The sequence below is a fragment of the Mycolicibacterium sp. XJ662 genome (assembly GCF_053484035.1).
The window spans coordinates 809,815-830,554 of sequence record NZ_JBEFTL010000001.1 but is presented as its reverse complement, the minus strand read 5'-3'; the positions used below and the strand labels follow the sequence as shown (position 1 = coordinate 830,554).

Annotated in this window: 15 protein-coding genes; 7 read left to right on the top strand and 8 right to left on the bottom strand. The window is 66.2% G+C overall.

All coding sequences use genetic code 11. The features are described from left to right. Positions 1 to 161 precede the first annotated feature (161 nt). The gene (locus tag ABQE93_RS03770; RefSeq protein WP_448405927.1) at positions 162 to 512 is read left to right on the top strand and encodes an EthD domain-containing protein; all 351 of its coding nucleotides are present in this window, start codon (positions 162 to 164) and stop codon (positions 510 to 512) included. Between the two features lie 45 nt (positions 513 to 557). Here ABQE93_RS03770 and ABQE93_RS03765 read toward each other — a convergent pair whose 3' ends face one another. Continuing rightward, positions 558 to 1,307: a maleylpyruvate isomerase family mycothiol-dependent enzyme gene (locus tag ABQE93_RS03765; RefSeq protein WP_448405926.1), complete on the bottom strand. Its 750-nt coding sequence runs from the start codon at positions 1,305 to 1,307 to the stop codon at positions 558 to 560. A gap of 330 nt (positions 1,308 to 1,637) precedes the next feature. Between ABQE93_RS03765 and ABQE93_RS03760 the strand changes: the two genes are divergently transcribed. Genes ABQE93_RS03760 through ABQE93_RS03745 form a run of 4 tightly spaced genes read left to right on the top strand, consistent with a single transcriptional unit; the run spans position 1,638 to position 9,753 of the window. Beyond that, positions 1,638 to 4,022 (top strand): acetyl-CoA acetyltransferase, encoded by a 2,385-nt coding sequence (locus ABQE93_RS03760; protein WP_448405925.1) that lies wholly within the window; start codon positions 1,638 to 1,640, stop codon positions 4,020 to 4,022. A 60-nt stretch (positions 4,023 to 4,082) separates the two neighbouring features. Further along, positions 4,083 to 6,485 (top strand): CaiB/BaiF CoA transferase family protein, encoded by a 2,403-nt coding sequence (locus ABQE93_RS03755; RefSeq protein ID WP_448405924.1) that lies wholly within the window; start codon positions 4,083 to 4,085, stop codon positions 6,483 to 6,485. Positions 6,486 to 6,516: 31 nt separating this feature from the next. After that, positions 6,517 to 7,644 carry a nitronate monooxygenase gene (locus tag ABQE93_RS03750; protein ID WP_448406514.1) on the top strand — a complete coding sequence of 376 codons (1,128 nt, stop codon included), beginning with the start codon at positions 6,517 to 6,519 and terminating at the stop codon, positions 7,642 to 7,644. Between the two features lie 24 nt (positions 7,645 to 7,668). Beyond that, a complete protein-coding gene (locus ABQE93_RS03745; protein ID WP_448405923.1) occupies positions 7,669 to 9,753 on the top strand; it encodes an acyl-CoA dehydrogenase family protein in 2,085 nt (694 codons plus the stop codon). A 17-nt stretch (positions 9,754 to 9,770) separates the two neighbouring features. Here the strand turns inward: ABQE93_RS03745 and ABQE93_RS03740 are convergent, their stop codons facing one another. The 4 genes from ABQE93_RS03740 to ABQE93_RS03725 all read right to left on the bottom strand — a co-directional run bounded on the left by ABQE93_RS03740 (position 9,771) and on the right by ABQE93_RS03725 (position 14,923). Continuing rightward, entirely contained in the window at positions 9,771 to 11,267 is a 1,497-nt protein-coding gene (locus ABQE93_RS03740; protein ID WP_448405922.1) for an aldehyde dehydrogenase family protein, read from the bottom strand. Beyond that, a complete protein-coding gene (locus ABQE93_RS03735) occupies positions 11,257 to 12,048 on the bottom strand; it encodes a cytochrome c oxidase assembly protein (protein WP_448412315.1) in 792 nt (263 codons plus the stop codon). The genes ABQE93_RS03740 and ABQE93_RS03735 overlap by 11 nt, the downstream gene beginning before the upstream one ends. Positions 12,049 to 12,143: 95 nt before the next feature. Then, a complete protein-coding gene (locus ABQE93_RS03730; RefSeq protein WP_448405920.1) occupies positions 12,144 to 12,926 on the bottom strand; it encodes an SDR family NAD(P)-dependent oxidoreductase in 783 nt (260 codons plus the stop codon). 26 nt (positions 12,927 to 12,952) lie between these two features. Beyond that, the gene (locus tag ABQE93_RS03725) at positions 12,953 to 14,923 is read right to left on the bottom strand and encodes a linalool dehydratase/isomerase domain-containing protein (protein ID WP_448405919.1); all 1,971 of its coding nucleotides are present in this window, start codon (positions 14,921 to 14,923) and stop codon (positions 12,953 to 12,955) included. Between the two features lie 250 nt (positions 14,924 to 15,173). Between ABQE93_RS03725 and ABQE93_RS03720 the strand changes: the two genes are divergently transcribed. After that, positions 15,174 to 15,863 (top strand): TetR/AcrR family transcriptional regulator, encoded by a 690-nt coding sequence (locus ABQE93_RS03720; RefSeq protein WP_448405918.1) that lies wholly within the window; start codon positions 15,174 to 15,176, stop codon positions 15,861 to 15,863. 2 nt (positions 15,864 to 15,865) lie between these two features. On the opposite strand, the gene ABQE93_RS03715 is transcribed toward ABQE93_RS03720, so the two are convergent. Beyond that, positions 15,866 to 16,810, bottom strand: coding sequence for an alpha/beta hydrolase (locus tag ABQE93_RS03715; protein ID WP_448405917.1), 945 nt, complete (start codon positions 16,808 to 16,810; stop codon positions 15,866 to 15,868). Between the two features lie 78 nt (positions 16,811 to 16,888). Here ABQE93_RS03715 and fadD4 point away from each other — a divergent pair, with 78 nt between their 5' ends. Then, the gene (fadD4, locus tag ABQE93_RS03710) at positions 16,889 to 18,415 is read left to right on the top strand and encodes a fatty-acid--CoA ligase FadD4 (RefSeq protein ID WP_448405916.1); all 1,527 of its coding nucleotides are present in this window, start codon (positions 16,889 to 16,891) and stop codon (positions 18,413 to 18,415) included. Between the two features lie 11 nt (positions 18,416 to 18,426). On the opposite strand, the gene ABQE93_RS03705 is transcribed toward fadD4, so the two are convergent. Both ABQE93_RS03705 and ABQE93_RS03700 read right to left on the bottom strand, forming a co-directional pair. Further along, entirely contained in the window at positions 18,427 to 19,485 is a 1,059-nt protein-coding gene (locus ABQE93_RS03705; RefSeq protein WP_448405915.1) for an acyl-CoA dehydrogenase family protein, read from the bottom strand. Next, entirely contained in the window at positions 19,486 to 20,730 is a 1,245-nt protein-coding gene (locus ABQE93_RS03700) for an acyl-CoA dehydrogenase family protein (RefSeq protein WP_448405914.1), read from the bottom strand. Between the last annotated feature and the right edge of the window lie 10 nt (positions 20,731 to 20,740).

The window sequence follows — 20,740 nt, the reverse complement described above, 5'->3', positions numbered from 1 at the left end:
CCATTCTGCAGTGTGCCACCACGGGAGGCAACAGATGAGTTGAGTAACAACGCCTTTGCCCCATCTCACGGCTGGGGGATGTGGCGAACGCGCCACCTCACCTTCGGCCACAACCCCGCCGCTACGGCGTCCATCACAGACAGCTAAGGAAGTAAACAGTCATGACCGCTAAGCTCATCCTCTTCGTCCGTAGACGTCCCGACCTGACGCCCGAGCAGTTCAAGAACCGATATGAAACGGGGCACGTGCCTCTTGCGCACAGCGTCTCACCGCTACTGCGCAAGTACGTCCGCAATTACCTGAGTCAATTTCCCGGCGGCCCGGAACCTGAGTATGACGCGGTGTCGGAGTTCTGGTTCGACAACATGGCCGATCTTGAAGCCACGGTGGGATGGGCAGCGAGCGAAGAGGGCCAGGTGCTCGCGCGGGATGAAGCCGAATTCATCGACCGCGACTCGATGCGTCTTTTCATCGCCGAGGAGTGCAACCTCGCGGATGACACTCTGGTCTGATCGAACCCGTTTTGCGCAGAATCTCAACCCGAGCTCTTTGTGGGACTAGAGATATGCCTTGAGGTTCGGCAGGGCCGCCTCGGCAAGAGGTCCGTGCGCACGCAACGCCGAATCCGCCAGGGGCATCCGCCTGACCCCGACGCGGGCGAACTCAGCGGCGGTCCCGTTGATCCGATTCGGCGCATCCCGCCGTCCGAAGCGCCAGATGGCTCCGTCGGGCGAGGAGACCTCTACGACGAGATCGTCGATCGTTTCTGGCCTCGAGACGCCGGAATCCATCAAGGCATGCGGTATCGCACGGTAGGTGATGTGACAGACGTGGCGCAGCCTGTCGGTGTCGACGGGCTCCACGCCAAGAGCCGTGAAGCAGTCCAGCCCGTGTGCCCAGGTCTCCATGAGGCGAGCCGTGCACAAGCTGACCGCGGACATGAGGTTCGGCCCCCACGGCACCCGTGCCGCAGAGTCAATTCGCCGGAACGCCGCTAACTCGTCATCGCGAGCCTGTCGCCATGACGACAGAACCTCGTTGCCCGGAGTGTTTCCAGCCGGGGTGTCGATGAACGCCGCGTCGCCGGAGGCCACCGCGGCGATGATCTCAGCGAAGCGCGCTTCACCTCCGCCGGTCAGCGACGTTGTCGCCACTTCGTCGAACATGGCCAGGTGAGCGATCTGGTCGCAAACGGTCCAGCCCGCGGCAGGTGTGGGAGTCGCCCATTGTGCTTCGTCGAGGCCGTCTACCAGGTCGTCGAGAACCTTTTGCTCGGCAACCAGGTCATCAAGTACCGAGGAATCCATCGAAGCAGTGTCCTTTCGACGTCCCTTCGACGTCCTTTCGACCAATTGGAAGCCATACTTCCCACAAAGATATATCCTGGTTACATAAATACTCCCTGCGCGGTACCAGGGCGCCGCGATCTTCGCAGGCGAGACCACGGACAGGAGGACGGTGTGAAGGCGGCGAAACCGTTGCCCGGAGTGACTGATCCTTACGAGCGCGCGCACCGCGTCCTTGTCCTTTCATAACGGGTCCTTTCATGACGGTCGTGTGTCGTCGGAACTACCCGCATCGAACCGCTTCGGGGTATCTCCGGGGCGTGGTTCCCAAAGGCTTCGCCTAGGAAGGGTTTGAAGACTGTGCATACCGATATCGATGGGCAGACGCCGGTCATTGTCGGCGTCGGCCAGATAGCCGATCGTGTCGACGATCCCGGATATCGGGCGTTGTCGCCCATCGACCTTGCCGTGGAGGCGGCCCGTGCGGCAGTCGCCGACACTGCCGCGGATGCTGACGCGCTCATCGGCGCGATTGACGTGGTCGCCGCCACCCGGCAATTCGAGGACTCGACACCGGGAGCGCCGGCACCGCTGGGTAAATCGTCCGCGTTCACGCTGTCAGTGGCGAATCGTCTTGGCGCAAAGCCCCGACGCGCCGTCCTCGAGATCGCCGGCGGGCAGTCACCGCAGCACCTCGTGATCGAGTTTGGCCGCGAGATCGCCGGCGGCCGAGCCGACCTGGTGGTGCTGACCGGCGCCGAGGCCATATCGACCATCGGACATCTCGCGAAATCGGATGACAAACCGGACTTCTCCGACGATCCCGACGACCCGGACGGCGTCTTCGAAGACCGCGGCTTCGGGCTCAAGGGCCTTGTCACCTTGGAGCAGATCGGCCACGGTCTGATCAACGCACCCGTGCAGTACGGGCTCCTCGAGAATGCGCGACGTTCGGCCCAGGGAAAGTCGCGAGCCGAATATGCCGAGGCGATGGGTGAACTGTTCGCGCCGTTCACCGAAATCGCGGCGGCCAACAACCTGGCTGCGGCCCGAGATGTGCGCTCGGCACAAGAACTTGTCGCGGTGACCGAACGCAACCGCGTCATCGCCGAGCCCTACACCCGCTTCCTCGTCGCTCGTGACATGGTCAATCTGGCCGCCGCGGTGGTGTTGACGGCCGTGGCCACCGCACGCCGGCTCGGCATCCCCGAAGACAACTGGGTGTACCTACACGGACAGGCCGAATTGCGGGAGCGAAACCTGCTCGAACGCAACGCCCTTGGTGATGCGCCCTCAGCGGCGATGGCGGTACGGCACGCCCTCGAGGTGGCCGAGATCGTTATCGACGACGTCGACTTCTTCGATTTCTACTCGTGCTTTCCCATCGCCGTCTCCAATATCACCGATGCTCTCGGCCTCTCCCCGGACGATCCGCGGGGATTGACCCTCACCGGCGGACTGCCCTACTTCGGAGGTCCGGGCAACAACTACTCGATGCACGCCATCGCTGAGGCGGTCGCGCGCGTACGGGCCAGGCCGGGCAGCCGTGCGTTGGTGTCCGCCAACGGTGGCGTGCTGTCGAAGACATCGGTCGGCATCTACAGCACGACACCGAGCCCGCTGCGCAAAGATGCCAGCGCGACGTTGCAGCGAGAGATCGATGCGCTCGACGCCCCCCGCCATGATCCCCATCCCAACGGCTGGGCCACCATCGAAACGTTCACCGTCGAACACACCCGAAAAGGCAAGAAGGGCATCGTCATCGGCCGGCTCGTTGCCAACGGTGACAGGTTCATCGCGCTCGTCGCACCGGAAGACGACGAGTTGATGGACATGTTGTGCAGCGCCGACGACCCGATCGGCCAATCGGTCTACGTGACGGCGCTGGGCCAGGGTAACCGGGTCACGAGGTCGGAGGACACGGCAGCCGACCTCTTCCCGAAGCGGCCACCGAGGCTGCGCGGCGACTACGAGTTCATCACCGTGCAACGGGACGGCCGCGTCTTGGAGATCACGATCAACCGGCCCGACCTGCGCAACTGCCTGCACCCACCCGCCCATGAGGAACTCGACGAAGTGTTCGACGCATACTTCGCCGACGACGATTTATGGGTGGCCATCATCACCGGTGCCGGCGACAAGTCGTTCTGCGCCGGTAACGACCTGATCTACAGCGCCAGCGGCAAACCGATGTACATTCCGCTCAACGGATTTGCCGGGCTCACCAGCCGCCGCATGCACAAACCGGTGATCGCGGCGGTGAATGGCTACGCCATGGGTGGCGGTTTCGAGATCGCGATGGCCTGCCATCTGATCGTGGCCGCGCAGGCGGCGACGTTCGCGCTCAGCGAGGTCAAGGTCGGCCTGATCGCGGGCGCCGGCGGCCTGGTCCGGCTGCCGCGCACCGTGCCACCCAAGGTGGCCAACGAGCTGATCCTGACCGGCGCCCGCATCGACGCGGCGCGGGCGTACGAACTGGGTGTGGTCAACCGGCTTGCTCCCGACGGACAAGCGCTGAAGGCGGCCCGCGAACTGGCGGCCGAGATCATCGCGGGATCACCGACGTCCGTGCGACTTTCGCTTGAGCTCATGGCGCAGACCGAAGCCATCGCCGACACTGTCGCGGCCGTCCGTACCCCCTCCGATGTCGTCGACGAACTGATGACAAGCGCCGATGCCATCGAGGGCATGACGGCGTTCGCCCTGAAGCGAGCTCCGAAGTGGAAGAACCATTGAGCGGTCCGATGTCTCGCGCCGCGTTCCGGCCATCGACAGCTAGGCGAAAGGTAGGCAACGATGCCTGACACCACACTCCCACTCACCGGCGTCCGCGTGATCGACCTGACCGATGGCGTCGCCGGGGTGACGGCGCGCTTTCTCGCCGACCTCGGCGCCGACGTCGTCCTGGTCGAACCACCCGGAGGGGCACCGTCTCGCCATCGGCAGCCCCTGCACGCCGGACACAGCCTGCGGTTCGCCACCGCCCACGCCAACAAGCGCGGAATCGTGCTGGACCTGGCCAGTGAACCGGACCGCGAGGCCCTGCGGACCCTGACCGACCACGCCGACGTCGTGCTGGAATCCCATGCGCCCGGGTATCTCGCCGGCCTGGGCCTCGGCCATCGCGACCTGCGCTCGCGCAACCCGCGACTGGTGGTCGCCTCGATCACGAACTTCGGCCAGGGCGGTCCGTACCGCGATTGGAAGGCCTCCGAACCGGTCCTGACGGCGATGTCGGCCGCTCTCACGCGGTCAGGTGCACCCGGACGCGAACCGCTGGTTCCCCCCGGCGAACTCGCCGGCGAAACGGCCGCCGTCGAGGCGGCGTTCGCCGTGTTGCTGGCGTACTACCAGGCCACCGTGAGCGGGATCGGCGACTACGTGGACTGCGCGTTGTTGGACCTGGTCGTGCGGGGCATGGACCCCGGCTTCGGCGTCGGCGGGTCGGCGACGATGGGCCAACCGCAGATCAACGCGCCGCTCGAGCGCCCCGACCGGCGAATGCTCTATCCCATCCTCCCGTGTCGCGATGGACATGTTCGGATGTTCATCGCGTCGGCGAAGCAGTGGCGCGCGATGTTCGACTGGCTGGGCAGGCCCGAGCATCTTGCCGATCCAGGACTGGAGCAGATGTTCACCCGGCTCATGCACTGGGACGCGATACGCGCCGCGTTGATCGACCTGTTCGCAGACCAGACCCGCGACGAGATCGTCACCCGCGGTCGAGAACTCGGAATCGCTGTTGCCGCCCTGCACACCGCGCAGGAGGTGCTAAGTTCCGAACACATCCGTGTGCGCAAGTCGTTCGTCCACGCGGAGATCGCACCCGGGATGACCGCCGCCATCGCGAACGGCTTTCTCGAAGTCGACGGGCGTCGGGCGGGTTTCCGCCACCGCGCCCCGACCCTTGGCGAACACAACGCCGAGGTGTTGGGCCAAACCGGCGAAACGCGTGTACCGGCCGGGCCACCTCCGGCACCGAACCCCGTGCGCCCGCTGGAGGGCCTGCGAGTACTGGATCTAGGGGTAATTGTCGTCGGCGCGGAGACCGGCCGACTCCTCGCCGACCAGGGAGCCGATGTCGTCAAGGTGGAGAACCGCGAGTTCATCGACGGCCTGCGCCAGTTTGACCAACCCGGAACCTGCAGCTACACAGCCGCATTGGGTAATCGCGGCAAACGCAGCATCGGGCTGAACCTGCGAAGCGCCGCCGGCAAGGAAATCTTCAAGAACCTTGTCTCCGAATCCGACGTGGTGCTCAGCAATTTCAAGCCCGGAACCATGGAGTCGCTGGGGCTGGACTACCAGACCCTTCGGGCGATCAATCCGCGCATCATCTATTTGGAGAGCAGTGCGCTCGGTAGCACCGGTCCATGGAGCAAGCAGATGGGATACGGACCTTTGGTCCGGGCCACCGTCGGTCTCACCCAGTTGTGGCGACACCCCGACTCGGCTGAGGCCTTCGGTGACGACTTGACGGTCTACCCGGATCATTCCGCGTCGCGGGTGGGTGTGGCGGCCGTGATGGCGGGGCTGGTCGCCAGGGAACGGAACGGGAAAGGGTACCGGATCAGCCTCGCGCAGATGGAGACGATCTTCAGCCAACTCGCCACCGACTATGTGCGGGAAGCATTGCAGCCGGGTTCCATGACCGCACGCGGTAATCTCGGTGAGTTCGATGCTCCGTCAGGAGTTTACGCGTGCAAGGGGGAGGACGCCTACTGCGCCGTCGACGTGCACGCAGACGAGCAGTGGACCGCACTGGCGCATGCGATCGGCAGGTCCGACCTGGCCGCAAACCCCGACTATGCCACCGCGCAGGGCCGGGTTGCCCGCCGAGCCGAACTGGACACGGCGGTGACGGCCTGGATCGCGTCCAAGACGCCGACCGAGGCGCAGGATCAGCTGCAGGCGGCCGGCGTTCCCGCCGGTGCGGCCGCGCACGTCGGCGATCTGCTTCACAATCCCCAATTGGCCGCACGCCGGCAACTTGCCACGCTCGAACAGCCGGGCTTCGCTGAACCGCTGGACGTCGACATGGCGCCCGCGTTGTTCGAGCACATCGACGAACCGAGGCTGCGGCCGGCCCCACTGATGGGCGCCGACACGCGCGGAATCTGCACCAGCCTGCTGAAGATGGCCGACGAAGAGATCGACGGGCTGATCGACGACGGCGTCCTCGAAACCCCGCCCGGCTAAACCATCCGGAACATCAGGAGAACACGTGGCGATTCGCACCCCATTCACCGATCTCATCGGCACCCAACACCCGTTGGTGGGATTCAACCGCTCACCCGCGGTGGTGGCGGAGGTGACCAAGGCGGGCGGGCTCGGCGTTCTGGCCGCCACCGCCTACACCCCAGCGGAACTGGACGCGCAACTGACGTGGATCGAAGAACAGGTGGACGGCCTGCCCTACGGCGTCGATCTCCTCGTGCCCGAGAAACTAGCGCTCGGGGACCCGAACGACTTGATGGCCAGCCTGCGGGCACAGATCTCCGACGAGCACCGGCAGTTCATCGCCGATCTGCTCGCCAAGTACGAAATTCCCGAGTTACCCTCCGACGCGGACCCGGTGATCAACGACGAAATCGCCGCGGCGATCAACCCCGACGGTGTCGAAGCGCTGCTCGACGTGGTGTTCGAACATCCGATTGCCTTGGTGGCCAACGCCCTCGGTACACCTCCGGCAAGCCTGGTGCAGCGTGCCAAGGCCAACGGTGTCGTCGTCGCCGCGCTGGTGGGGCAGGCCAAGCACGCCCGGCGTCAGGTCGCTGCGGGGGTTGATGTGCTTATCGCGCAGGGCACCGAGGCCGGCGGGCACACCGGCACCATCGCCACGACGGTGCTGACGCCGGAGGTGGTGTCGGTCGCCGAGGGCAGACCGGTACTGGCGGCCGGCGGAATCGCCACCGGTGCGCAGATGGCCGCGGGCCTGTCACTGGGAGCCGCCGGCGTGTGGTGTGGATCGGTGTGGCTCAACAGTTTCGAAGACATCACGCCGCTGGCGATCAAGAACAAGTTTCTCGCCGCGGGCAGCAATGACACCATTCGCTCGCCGCTGCGCACCGGCAAGCCCGCGCGCCAACTCCGCAGCGCCTATCACGCCGAATGGGAGGGTCCCGACAGCCCGCAGCCACTGCCCCTGCCGTTGCAACCCATGTTGGTCAACGAAGCGTTCAGCCGGATCGACGCGGCTGCGGGGAACGGACATGCCGGTGCGCTCGAATTGGAGACATTTTTCATCGGGCAGGTGGTCGGATCATTCACGGAGCTGCGCCCGGCAAAAGAGATCGCGCTGGGCATAGTGGCCGACTGTGAGCAGCGGTTGCGCACGCTGGCCGCCGAGATCGTCTAGGCCCGGCCGGAACGGAGCAGACACATGGACGAGCTGGCCGCCTTCGTTGACTCCGCTCCCGCGCTGCTGAAAAAAGCCTGGGGCGACGCCACCGCCGCGGAGACCGGCGACATCGGAAAGCTGTGGGGCACGGCGGCCGACCGCGGCTGGTTCGAACTCGCCGACGCCGGTGCGCTGGATTTCGCGATCGCCGCCGAACGGGTGCTCGGGCGTGTCGCGTGTCCGCTGCCTGTCCTGGATATGTACGCCGCCGCAGAACTCCTCGACGACGAAGGTTTGCGCAGCGGAACACTGCGCGCGGTGCTCACATCCGACCCGACCGCACCAGTCGACGCCGGCGGCGCCGCCACCCATGTGTTCGTCGTCCCGGCCGCAGGGGGACGCGGGCAACTTCGGCCGATCCTCGAACAGGTGCCGCTGGCGGGGTTGGCCATCCCCGCATGGACGCGGGTGCGGTTGGGTGCGCCGGTGACCGAAGTCGGCGTCGACAGGCATCGTGCCGAACGGGCGTTGATCCTGGTGCGGCTCGGGAAGGCCGCGCGTGCGCTGGCGGCAGCCGAGTACGCGCACGAGATGGCGATCGAACACGCGAAGACGCGGGTCCAGTTCGGCAAGGTGATCGGCAGCTTCGGCGCAGTCCAGCAGCGCACCGCACAGTGTCAGGTAGACATCAGGTCCGCCAATCTGCTGGTGGCCGATGCGATCTCGGCACTGCAACATGATCGCGCCGACGCGATGCTGATGGCCGAGCTTGCCATCGCGCACATCGCCGCCGTCGCACCCAGGGTGCAGTTCGGTGCGCATCACACGTTGGCGGCCACCGGCTACTTCACCGAACACGAAGCGCCGTGGCTGTTCCGGCGAGTCCACGCCGATGTCACCGTGCTGTCCACGATCGAAACCGGCACGGGCACCGTCGCAGACATACTCGTCGAGACCGTTGCCAAACTGCCTGCGGCCGACCTCGGGGATGTGGGTGAGGCCTTCCGCGCCGACTATGTCCGCTTTCTCGCCGAGAACGGTGCGCGAGACAGGGCCCCGACGCCGATCGACATGGACCCGCAGTTCATCGGCGCGATGGCCGAACAGGGCTGGTTGGGCTTCGGCTGGCCCACCGAGTACGGCGGTCGGAACGCGTCGTTGTCCGAGCAGGTGGCGCTCAACGAGGAGACGACCTACCACCGGGTCGGCGCCACCAAGGCGCTGGGATCGGTCACCCTGATCGGATCGTCGATCCTGCGCCATGGCACCGAGGAGCAAAAGGCGAAGTTCCTGCCGATCATTCGGTCGGGGGAGTTGAATTTCTGCCTCGGCTACTCCGAACCCGAGGCGGGATCGGACCTGGCGTCGCTGCGTACCCGCGCTGTCCGCGACGGTGAGAACTGGGTGATCAACGGCCAAAAGCTCTGGACGACAAATGCGCACGCCTCGGAGTGGGTCTGGCTGGCCGCGCGTACGGATCCCGATGCCAAACCACGACATGCCGGCATCACGGTGTTCCTTTTCCCGTTGGACACCCCGGGAATCACCGTCCAACAGCACACCGCCCTGTCCGGTGAGGTGTCGTGCACGGTCTTCTACGACGATGTCCGCGTACCGGATTCTGCCCGGGTCGGCGAGGTCGACGGCGGCTGGGCGGTGATCGTCGACGCCCTTTCAGAGGAACGGATCCTGATGGGCAACATCGCGGCGGCGCTGCACCGTCAGCTCGACGATCTGCTGGACTTCGTCGCCGATGACCCCGTGCGCCTGGTGGGCGAGCGCGGTTCGGCCAAGCGGGCCACCATCACCGACCTCGCGGTCCGTGTGCAAGCCACCAGAGCGTTGGTCACCGCGGCGGTCCGGGCCAGCGCAACCGATGTCGGCGCGATGTTCGACGCAGCGATGGCCGGCGTGATGGGCGGAGAGCTCGCCGAGGACTTCGGCCAGGCGACGTTACAGATCTTCGGACCCGCTGCCGCACTGAGCGGCGACGGGACGAACACCTCGATTCCCGGCGGCGGCGCGTTCGAATACGGGCTGCGTCAGTCGATCATGTACGTGGTCGGGGGAGGCACCAACGACGTGCAGCGCGGACTCATCGCCCGCGGGCTGGGACTACCCCGCTAGCACACCGGCCGCGGGTGTTACGCAGGATCGGGGTCGCGGCGGCGCCGTGACATCCGGCGCGCGGCGGTGCGGCGTTCCCAACCGATGTAGGCCCGCAGCACACGCGGAAGCAGGGGGCCGTAGGGCGGGGTGATCAGCTCGGCGAAACTCACCGGGAGCTTGCTCCGTGTCACCGTGCGGTGATGGGTGAAGGTGTCGAACCCCGTCTTGCCGTGGTAGGCACCCGACCCGCTGCGGCCGACCCCACCGAACGGTGCCTCCATGACAGCGCAATGCAACGCGAAGTCGTTGACCGCCACGCCGCCGCTTTGCGTTCGCGCACAGAACTTCTCGAAATGGTCATCGGTCTGGCCGTACCAGTAGGCAGCCAGCGGAGCCGGGCGCGCCGCCACGTACGCGCAGACCTCGTCGAGGTTATCGTAGGGCAGGACCGACAACACGGGGCCGAACACTTCCTCGCGGCTGATGTGCATCTCATCGGTTACGCCGAGCACCACGGTCGGTGGGATCCGCCGGCTGGTGCGGTCAAGGGGCGTGCCGGCGTCGCGTACTGTGGCGCCGCGCGCTCGCGCGTCTTCGATCAGCGAGCTGACCCGGTCGAAGTTCTTCGCGTCGACGATGCTGACCAAACCCGCCTCCCCGTCCTGCGAGGCGGCGAGGTGCCCGTGCGTGAGCGCCGCGGTGACGAAGGAATTCACCTTCGCCCGGGGCACGAAGACGTAGTCCGGGCACAGGCAGATCTGTCCGCCATTGGCTACCCGGGCTGCCATCACGCGCCGGGCCATCGCCGCGACATCGGCGTCGGGTGCAATGACGGCCGGGTTCTTACCGCCGAGTTCGAGCGTGACCGGCACCAGGTTCTGTGCCGCGGCGGCGGCGACCTTGGCGCCGACCTCCGGTGAACCGGTGAAGAACAAGTGGTCGAACGGCAGCGCGCTGAACGCCGCGCCGACGTCGGCACCGCCGGTGATCACCGTCAGCTCGACCGGATCGAAGTACTCAGTTACCTTCGCGGCGAAGAGATCCGCGGTGCGTGCGGTGACTTCCGAGAACTTGATCATCGCACGGTTGCCTGCGGCGAAGGCGGACGCGGCGGGCTGGACCACCAGGCTGACGGGGAAGTTCCACGGACCGATGATGCCGACGACGCCGAGCGGCTTCTTTTCCACCACGGTGGGCATTCCCATCAGTACGCCCGATCTGATCCGCTGCGGCTGCATCCAGGCGTCGAGGTGACGCCGGGTGGCCTTGATATCGGGCAGGATGCCCACCACTTCGGATAGCAAGTTCACCGCATGCGGCCGGTTACCGAAATCGGCGTGCAGTGCCGTGGAGAACTCGTCGGCGTTCTCGGTGAGCAGCAGGATCAGACGGTCGATCCGGTCGCGTCGCAGCGCCGCCGGCGGCGGCCCTGCCGCCAGGAAATCCGATCGTTGGGCGTCGAGCAGATCCCGAAGGCTCGATGAGGGGTCGTCGGCTGTGGGAAGCACCAGATGTTCGATGTCACGCGACATTGTGCTCCGTTCGGGGGCCGCGCCCCGGTTCGCAGCGTTGAAGGCGGCGGGCCAGAGGTAGGGTGACCGCCGCGCAGGTGAGGAGCATGACCACACCGCCGAGACGTTGATCGGTGCCACTCGAAAGTCCGAACACGCTGTCGTGAGCCATGATCGGCGAGGGCAGGATGACGGCCGCCAGTCCCAGGATGGCCGCCACCTCCTGGCCGATCAGAAGCGCACGAAGCCGCGCCGCGGTGGTGACGCGACCGGCGGTGAGCAGGATGGCCGCCCAGTACGCGATCCCGACGCCGAGGGTCAGCGCGACGAGCCACAGCGGGATACCGGGCAACGCCGCCGCGCTGTTGTGCATGCCGGGTAGGTGCAAGCCGATCAACAGCGCCGAATATCCCACGACCGCCCCGGCCACCCACAGCATCCAGACCGGTGAGCGGTTGGGGACGGCGGCTGACCGGAATCGCCCCGTCGAGATGAGCAGCAGGGGTACCGCCACCAACAGGATTTCCAACACGACCATGCCGGCGAGGTGCGACTGCAGTGCGATCAGCCGAACCGGCTCCGAGATTGCGAGAGCGACCAGTCCGACCGCAGTCAAAATAGCGGGAATTCGGTTCCGACTGATCGCCCACCAGACAAACAGGGCGACGGTCGCCACGGCAGCGGCCACCGTCGCGGGGCTCCAATGCGCCGCGGCGGCATGGTCGTGCGCATGCATGCCGGAATGGGAATCGTCGGACGAGGTGGTCGTTGCAGCGCCGAAAAGGATCACGGCGACGATCACCGCGACACCGAGCTCAGCACCTGCGGCCAGCCACAGCCGCGGCCAGGGCGGGCGTGCATCCGACGGCGAGGCCATGTCGGCAACTGGCGCCGCCATCACGGGTTCTTGACCAAGGCCGGCAGGCGTTTTTGGGAGACCAAACGAGCTGCTACGGCGGCGAACGTCGACCCTTTACCGACGCGCGCCTGCGCCTTGCCTGCGGCCAGCGCGTCGTATCCGCCGCGGGCCACCTCGACCGGCGAACCCCCCTTGTTATTTTCGAATATATTGTGCAGCAGCGACTTCCCGTTGAATGTGTCGATGCCGCCCGCCTGGGCGAACTTCGTCTGTGTGACGCCCGGGGTCAGGCAGGTGACGGTGACCCCGTAGGGCTTCAGCTCGGCAGCGAGGGCATAGGTGAACGTGTTGACGTAGGACTTACTGGCGCCGTACGCGGCCATCCGCGTCGACGGCACCATTCCCGCGGTTGAGCCGACGTTGAGGATCTTGCCGTGGCCACGTTGTTTCATCGCGCGACCAAAGAGCATCGAGGTCATGGTCAACGTGATCACGTTGAGTTCCAGCATGTCCGCCACCCGCTCTGTCGACAGGTCGACGGCTTCACCAAAGCAGGCGAAACCCGCATTGTTGATCAGCACGTCGGGAAACCAGTCGTTGTCGTTGCACCACTGCAGCAAGGCGTCGGCCGCATCCGGTTTGGCGAGGTCCATCTGGAGCGTCTTTAGCCGCGAAGCGCCGAACCGGAAATCCTCGGGCAGCTGATCGAGTTCATCCTGAAGCAGGCTGACCGCGAGCACTTTCGAGCCGTCGTGCAGGTACAGCTTGGTGAATTCCTTGCCGATCCCCGAACCGGCGCCGGTGACGAGAACTTTCTGCATGGGTCGAATGCCTTTCCTGAAGCGCCTTAGGACGCGGGAGCCAAAGTGACCTCGGTGCGTCCGGCGAGGTCGACCGAGACCGTGGCGCGGCCGCGGGCATCCGCGATCACCAGGTCGTCCACCGCACCTTGGACGCGGTAGCGCCGGCCCGGAACGAGTCGTTGGATTCCGAGGTGGGTTCGCACGGGATCGGCGCCCGGCCGCAACACCATCCGCAGGTCTGCGCCATCGGTGCGCGCCGACGCGACCAACACGTCGGGGTAGGCCGCGTCGGCGAGAACGGGTCCGCTCAGCGTGGCCGCGTCGGGGCCGTCGGCTATCAGCGCGCGGAATCCACCGGGCGGGCTGAACCGGGCCACGGCCATCATCGCGTTCATGTTGGTGGACAGCCCGTCGTGCCAACGGGTGCCGTTGACTTCGGTGGGCGGGCATTGCCGGTCCAGCGACGCCGCGAGCATCTCGTAAAGCTCGGTGTCACCCATTTCGGCGGCTCCCCACATCACTGGCACGAACGAAGCCACGGAACTCTTCTTGTAGTTGCCGGTGTCGATGGCGTCCCACCCCCGCAGCGCGATCGCGGGTTCGGCACCGGACGTGTCGACGAACTCGCGTCGCACAATTGTCCAGCACCGCTGCGCCAGTTCGGAGTCGAAGGCGTGCAGCATGGTGGCCAGGCCGCTGTCGGCGATCGTCGATGTCAGCATGGGAATGGTGACCCCGAGACGGGCGGACCGGATAGCGGTCACCCGGCCGTCCGGGGTGATGAACTCCTCGTGCAGTGCACGCCGGAACTTCTCACCGATCGATTCGATAAAGCGGGTCTCGTGCAGTCGATCCGACATCAGCAAGGTGTTGATGCCGGTCATGTTGCACGCGCTGTAGACCCAGTTCGGCTCGCACGGGAACAACGTCATCCCCGAGCGCGCCATGTTGTCATGCACTGCGGCGCTGACCATGTCGTGGGTGTAGGGCCAAGTGCGCTTGCCCAGTCGGAAGGGCAGCGCACCGCGGCGGCGGTACCGGTCGTCGCCGGTGTTCGACTCGTAGGTGCCCAACATCATGCCCAAATAGCCGGAGAGCATGACGTTGTCGCGCTTCATCGGGTCCCAGTCGAGGCTGAGGTTGCCCCATACCTGCTCGTAGGCCCAGTAACGCCACACCGGCGGCAGTGTCAACTTGTCGATCAGGTTGCGTTGCGCGGCCGAAAGATAACCGTGAAACGATGGGGTGCTGTGTAATTGGGACATCGCCAGCGCGTACTGCAGGAAGTTGAGCTGGTAACGGGTGGCAGCGGGTTGGAACTGGTCGACCTTGGTGAAGCCGTCAAACCTGTCCAACGGCTGCAAGGCCCGATCGAACAGCGATCGCAACGTCGCCAGGTCATCGGCGGAAAGTTCATTGCGAGCCGAGTCCTTGGGGCGCGGATCGATTCGCGGCACCGTTGCCAGATAGCTCGCGCGCTCACGTCCACGGTCCTGAGCTGCCCGAAAGGCCCGCCGCTGGGCCACGGTCCCAGCCGCGACGGCGGTCACCAGCGCGCCGGGAACGGCCAGTCGTGCACCCTCCCATGTCCGGTGTCCGCGGTCGGCCTGCCTGCGCGCGTTGTGGGCGGCCGCCAGCCAAACCAGCGGCGGCGCCAGGATATTGCCGCTGCCGAACCACGCCACCAACGATGCACCGAATCCGCCGAGGGTGGCCAGGAACCGCACCGGGCTGCGGGTATAGAGATAACCGCCGCCAGGGAGTAGCGTGCCGAGTGCGGCCGCCCGGCGGCCCGGTCGCCTGCTGAACCTGGCGACCAGGGTGGCGGCGGCGCCGAGGAGCGCCGCGCCGATCGCGGTGCGCCGCAGCAACCGTCGGACCGCGGGACCGTTGGGTTGACTGGGGACGGTCAAGGTGTATCCGGCCTCGGTGTCACGCTCGGGTTGGACCGCGGACAGTGTCATCGTGAAGTGCTCCTCGACGTCGTAGTGGAAGCGGGTGATCCCGGCGACCACCGGGCGACGGGCACGGAAGTCTCCCGACCGCCACTGCGGCGGAACCTGCGAACGACCGAACCGAACAGTGCGGCGGCCAACACGCAGCACGCCATCAGTCGCCCCGACTTGTAGAGATCGACATGTGGTCCCTTCCACCCCCGCAGGGCGGGGCTGATTTCAGCTGGAGTCTAATACCGACGCTCTCCGTCGGCAATAGAGTGTGAGGCGCAGTGTCTAAACTTCGACCGACGGAAGGACACGGGACGCGATGACTGGGGGCCAGCCCGGCGCAGCGGGTAGACGTGAGGGACAACGCCGCGCGCGGCCACGCAAGCCAGGTGCAGGTCGCAGGCGCGATCCGACGATCGACGACCGGGTGCGGCAGGCGGCTCGCACGCTGTATGCGCGTGAAGGCTGGGCAGGCTTTCATTTCGACGGCGTGGCGCGGGCGGCCGGGGTCAGCAAAGATGCTGTGTACCGGCGCTATCCGGACGCCGAGGCGTTGCTCCTCGATGCTCTTTCGGCGCAGTCCCTTCCGCTGCTCGCCGACGACCGTCCCGTCGAGGACGCGTTGGTGGCCTTCGGCTGTGACGTATTCGCCTATTTCGCAAGCGGTAACGGGTATGCCAACCTGCGTGTGCACATCGACGGTGGCAGCTACCCCAATGTGCTTCAGCAGTACCGTGATCGGGTGGTGGAACCGCAGATAACACAAGCGGTCACGGTGCTCGAAAAGGCCAAGACGGCCGGTGCCCTTCACCCCGACGCGTCGCCCAGCGCCGTGGTGGAGGCGCTGGGCGGCGCGGTGATCGTCCTGGCGCTGGCCGGGGATTCGCGTCTGGACGACGACGGCAGGCCCGAAGCCGACGTCGTACGGCAGCTGACCGAGGTGGTCCAGCAGATACTGCACGGTCGGCTCACCGATGCGCCGAGCGCAGCCACGAGGCGACACCGATAAGGTCATTCCGAATGCCGTTCCGGGGCAGCGGCAGCCGTCTGCCCCGGGGGCTGGGACGAGTTGGCGTTCGCTTGTAGGAACTCGAGCACATATGTTGCGGCCGATCGCCATTGCGGATCGAGCATCATGTCGTGACAGAGCCCGTCGAGCAGCACCGGGGACACGCCGTAGGCCCGCGCGGTGGTGCGTTGGCTCCGCTCGCCGAACAGGGCGTCGTCGCGCGATCCGATCACCAGCACAGGCGGGAGGTTCGGCGGTACGTGCTCGAAGCGGTGAAGAAGGTCCCTGATGGCGCGCCGTGATTCCGCGCCCAGATGGGCCCGGTACGCTTCTGCTTCCTCGAGGCTGAGCCTGTTGCTGAAGAACGGGGTGTTGTTCACATTGGAGCGGCCCGGACGACCTACCGCGATCCGAATGGCGTTGAACACGGCCCTCGGCCGGTTACCTCGCATTGCATCCGCGAACCTGCTGCGGCCCAACCCTCCTGCCGTCGCGGAGGCGAACAGGACGGCGCCTCGCACCGTGTCGGCGTACTCGGCCAGGTACCGCTGCACGATCGCACCACCCATCGAGTGGCCGACCAGCAGCGGCCTGCGGCCCAGTTTTCCGACCACCCGTGCGACGTCGTCGACATAGTCGGCCAGCCCAAGCTCGTGCAATCGGTCGTGCCCGGAACTTGCCCCATGCCCACGCAAGCTGACCGCGACGGTGTCGTGGCCGCGGTCGGCGAAGAACCGAAGAAAATGGTGCCAGCACCACGCGTCGTGGCAGACGCCGTGGACGAAGACCACCGGTGGCGCCGACTCGCGCGGCCCGGCCCGCACGACTTCGAGACACCGATCGGTGAACCTCCACGTCTCGGTCGTCAAACGTGAGCCGCATTCCTCTGCGCTCATCTCGGTGACCCGCGTGTCAGCCGTGTCGAAGCGAAGCAAAGCGGGCCACAAGAGAATAGTCTAACCAGGTCATGGTATTGCGGGGCAAGCTGGTGCGCGCTCCCCGGTGTTGAGGCGGTACGAAAGCTCATGCACATCCGCGACCACCTAGGTCAGGCCAAACCTGCGCTGATCCTGCATCCGTCCGGTCGCCGTGTCAGCTTCGCCGATCTGGAACGGTCGTCGAACCGCCTGGCCCATGCGTTTCGTCGCGCCGGACTGCGCGAAGGCGATGTGGTCGCCGTCCTGATGGAGAACAACGCCCACATCCACCCCGTGATGTGGGCGGCCAGACGCACAGGGCTCTACTACGTTTTGATCAACACGCGTCTGACCGCCGCTGAGGCGGCCTACATCATCGACGACAGCGGCGCCGACGCGGTGATCGGGTCGCGCGCCACCCGTGCGGTGTGCGAGGCGCTCGCCGAGCATCTGCCGCAGGGTCTACCGGCAGTGCGTTTCCTGGTCGAGGACGACATGGCGGGCTGGGACCGCTACCCGGACGCGGTGGCCACACAGCCGGCGACGCCCATCGCGGACGAGCGGGAAGGTGAACTGCTGCAGTATTCGTCGGGCACGACCGGCCGCCCGAAGGGCATCGTGCGCCCGCTGACGCACCTGTCGCCCGCCGAGGCGCCCCGTCTGCTGACCCCGTTGCTCGACGCGATGGGCATCACAGGCGACGCCGTGTACCTGAGCCCGGCGCCGCTCTACCACACGGCGCCCAGTTACTGGACGATGTCGTTGCAGTCGATGGGAGCCACGGTGGTGGTGATGGAGACGTTCGATCCGGTCGAGGCGCTTGAGGCCATCGAACGCCACGGGGTCACCCACGCGCAGTTCGTTCCGACGATGTTCGTCCGAATGTTGAAGCTGCCGCGAGAGATTCGGCAGCGCTACAACGTGTCCAGCCTGCAACGGGTGGTACATGCGGCGGCACCGTGTCCCGTCGACATCAAACGCCAGATGATCCAGTGGTGGGGACCGATCATCGACGAGTTCTACTCGTCGTCGGAGGGAGCAGGTACGTCGTTCATCACCGCAGCGGAATGGTTGGCTCACCCCGGCTCGGTGGGGCGCCCGCTGGTGGGAACCCCGCACATACTCGGCGACGACGGTAACGAGTTGGCGCCCGGTGAGGCGGGTGACATCTACTACGACGGGGGTCTGTCGTTCACCTACCTCAATGATGAGGAGAAGACGGCGGCCGCGCGGGACCAGCGCGGCTGGGTCACGGTGGGTGACGTCGGATACCTCGACGAAAAGGGCTATCTATACCTGACCGACCGACGCCATCACGTAATCAACTCCGGTGGGGTGAACATCTATCCGCGCGAGAGCGAGGACATCTTGATAACCCACCCCCGGGTGATGGACGCGGCGGTCTTCGGTATCCCCGATGCGGACATGGGCCAGATCGTCAAGGCCGTCGTCCAGCCGATTGACATCGCCGACGCCACAACCGAGTTCGGCGACGAGCTTCTGGTGTGGCTGCAAACTCGGCTGGCCCGCTACAAGTGTCCGCGCTCGATCTCGTTCGAGGCACAACTGCCGCGATCCGACGCCGGCAAGCTCTACAAGCAGGAGCTTGTAGCACGCTATACCTCGGGCACCTAGTGGCCCCCGCGTCAGTCGAGGAGGCTGGCGGCAATACGGCGCCGGTGCAGGGTGGGCGAACCATAGGTGTGCTGAAGCACTTTCGCGCGCCGCAGGTACAGGTGTAGATCGCACTCCCAGGTCACGCCGATACCGCCGTGCAACTGCACCGCATCGCCGGCCACCGCGACCGCATGATCGGTCGCCACTGCTTGGGCCAGCGCCACTGCACGATCGGGGTGTCCGCCTTCGGCAAGCGCCCACACCGCACCGTAGACCGCCGATCGGGAGTTCTCGACGGCCACCAACATGTCGGCCAGCCGATGCTTGACCGCTTGGAAAGTGCCGATAGGCAGGCCAAATTGGTGCCGCTCGACGGTATAGCGCGAGGTCATGTCCAGTGCGGCGGCGGCGGCCCCGGCCGCTTCGGCAGCGGCCAGCGCCAACAACAACTGGACGGGACGGCGGCTTGCGGGGACGCCGCAAAGCAACTCGGCGTCGGCGCCGTCGAGTTCGGCGAACGCGGCCGGGCGGGTGCGGTCCACGGTCGACAACCCCGTGATGTCGGCGGCTTCGGTCACGAACCAACACATCCGGTCGTCGAGCAGGGCGGGTAGCACCAGCACGTCCGCCGCGGAGGCGTTGGGAATAAGTGGTATTCGGCCGTCAAAGCGCCACCGTGCGCCGTCTTGTCGCGGCTGGACGCCGGCAAGGTGGTGGCGGTCGCCGATGACGATGCCGGCGACCGATTCACCGCGGCCCAGCGGGACGAGATAGCGCCTCCGCTGCTCATCGGAGCCGAAAAGCGTGATCGCATCAAGCGCGGCGGTGTGCTCGCTGAACGGAACACCGCCCACCGCGCGCCCCAGTTCCTCGGCGACGATGGCCTGTTCGACGGGTCCCGCGGCGCCGCCTTCGTAGTCTTCGGCCAGCCCGATGCTCAGTAGACCGGCGCGCGACAATGCCTTCCACAACCCCCGGTCGATACGGGCATCGGTGTCATACATTGCCCGCGGTTGGCTCTGCTCGCGGCAGAGGTCGGCGATGAGGTTGCGCAGCGCCTGGTGTTCCGCGGTGAATTCGAACTTCATCTAGGTATCGGCCCACGGGTCTCGAGGCTGTCCGAGGATCCGCTCGGCCAGCACGTTTCGTTGGATTTCGGAGGTACCACCGCCGATGGTCGAGGCGCGCGTGCGCAACCAGCCCAGCGCCCACTTGCCGTTGTTGGGTGCGTGGTCGGCGCCCCGGTCGAGGATTGCGAACTCACCCCCGAGATCGAGGGCTAGTTCGTGGAGGTGTTGTTCGACATGCTGTCCGAACAGCTTCGACAGCGCGCCCTCCGGGCCGGGCTCCTGTCCGGCGAGTACCTTGGCGAGGTTACGCATTCCGTTGAGCCGCAACAATTCCACATCAATCCATGCTTGCGCGATACGGTCACGCAACTCGGGATCCTCGGCGGCCAGCACCCCGTGGGGATCGGGGGTTCTCGCCATGGTGATCGCTTTGCCTAGGGTGGCGGTCGAAGCCATCTGCTGGCCCATGAACAGGATGGCCCGTTCGTTGGCCAGCGTCGTGCGCGTGACGTTCCAACCGTTGTTGAGGCTGCCGACCACGTTGGCCAGCGGTACCCGGACCGCGTCGAGGAAGACTTCGTTGAAATCGGCGTCACCGGAGATCTGGCGGATCGGCCGCACCTCGATACCAGGCGCGTTCATCGGAACAAGGACGAAACTGATGCCCGCGCGCTTGGGCGCCGCGGGGTCGGTGCGCACCAGCGCGAACATCCAGTCCGCGACGTGGGCGCCCGAGGTCCAGATCTTCTGGCCGGTGATCACCAGCTCGTCGCCGTCGACGTCACCGCGCGTGCGCAGTGACGCGAGGTCTGAACCGGCGCCGGGTTCGGAAAACCCTTGACACCACACCTCCCGACCGTCAAGCATCGGCGGTAGGAAGCGTTGCTGCTGTTCGGGAGTGCCGTGTGCGATCAGGGTCGGGCCGCACAAGTTCAGGCCGATACGGCCAGCCAGCGGCGGCACTCGCCGCTCGGCGGAGACCAGGTAGTAGAGCAACTGTTGGCGCGCGGTGGCCGACCGTCCACCGAACTCAGGCGGCCAACTGATCGCCGCCCATCCCCCGCCGGCGACCTGGGCCTGCCACTTGCGGGCCGTGATGTGTTTGTCCGCAGGCGACTTCGCCGCCCGCAGTTCGTCGTGGATCAGCGGGAGGTGCCCGTCGAGCCATGTCGACCACTGCGCCCCGAAGGCAGCGTCCGCGTCGGACAGCTCGATGCCCAGATCGTTGAGTCCGCGCGGCGATGCCGCCGTATCGTGCTGCACACCGAATACT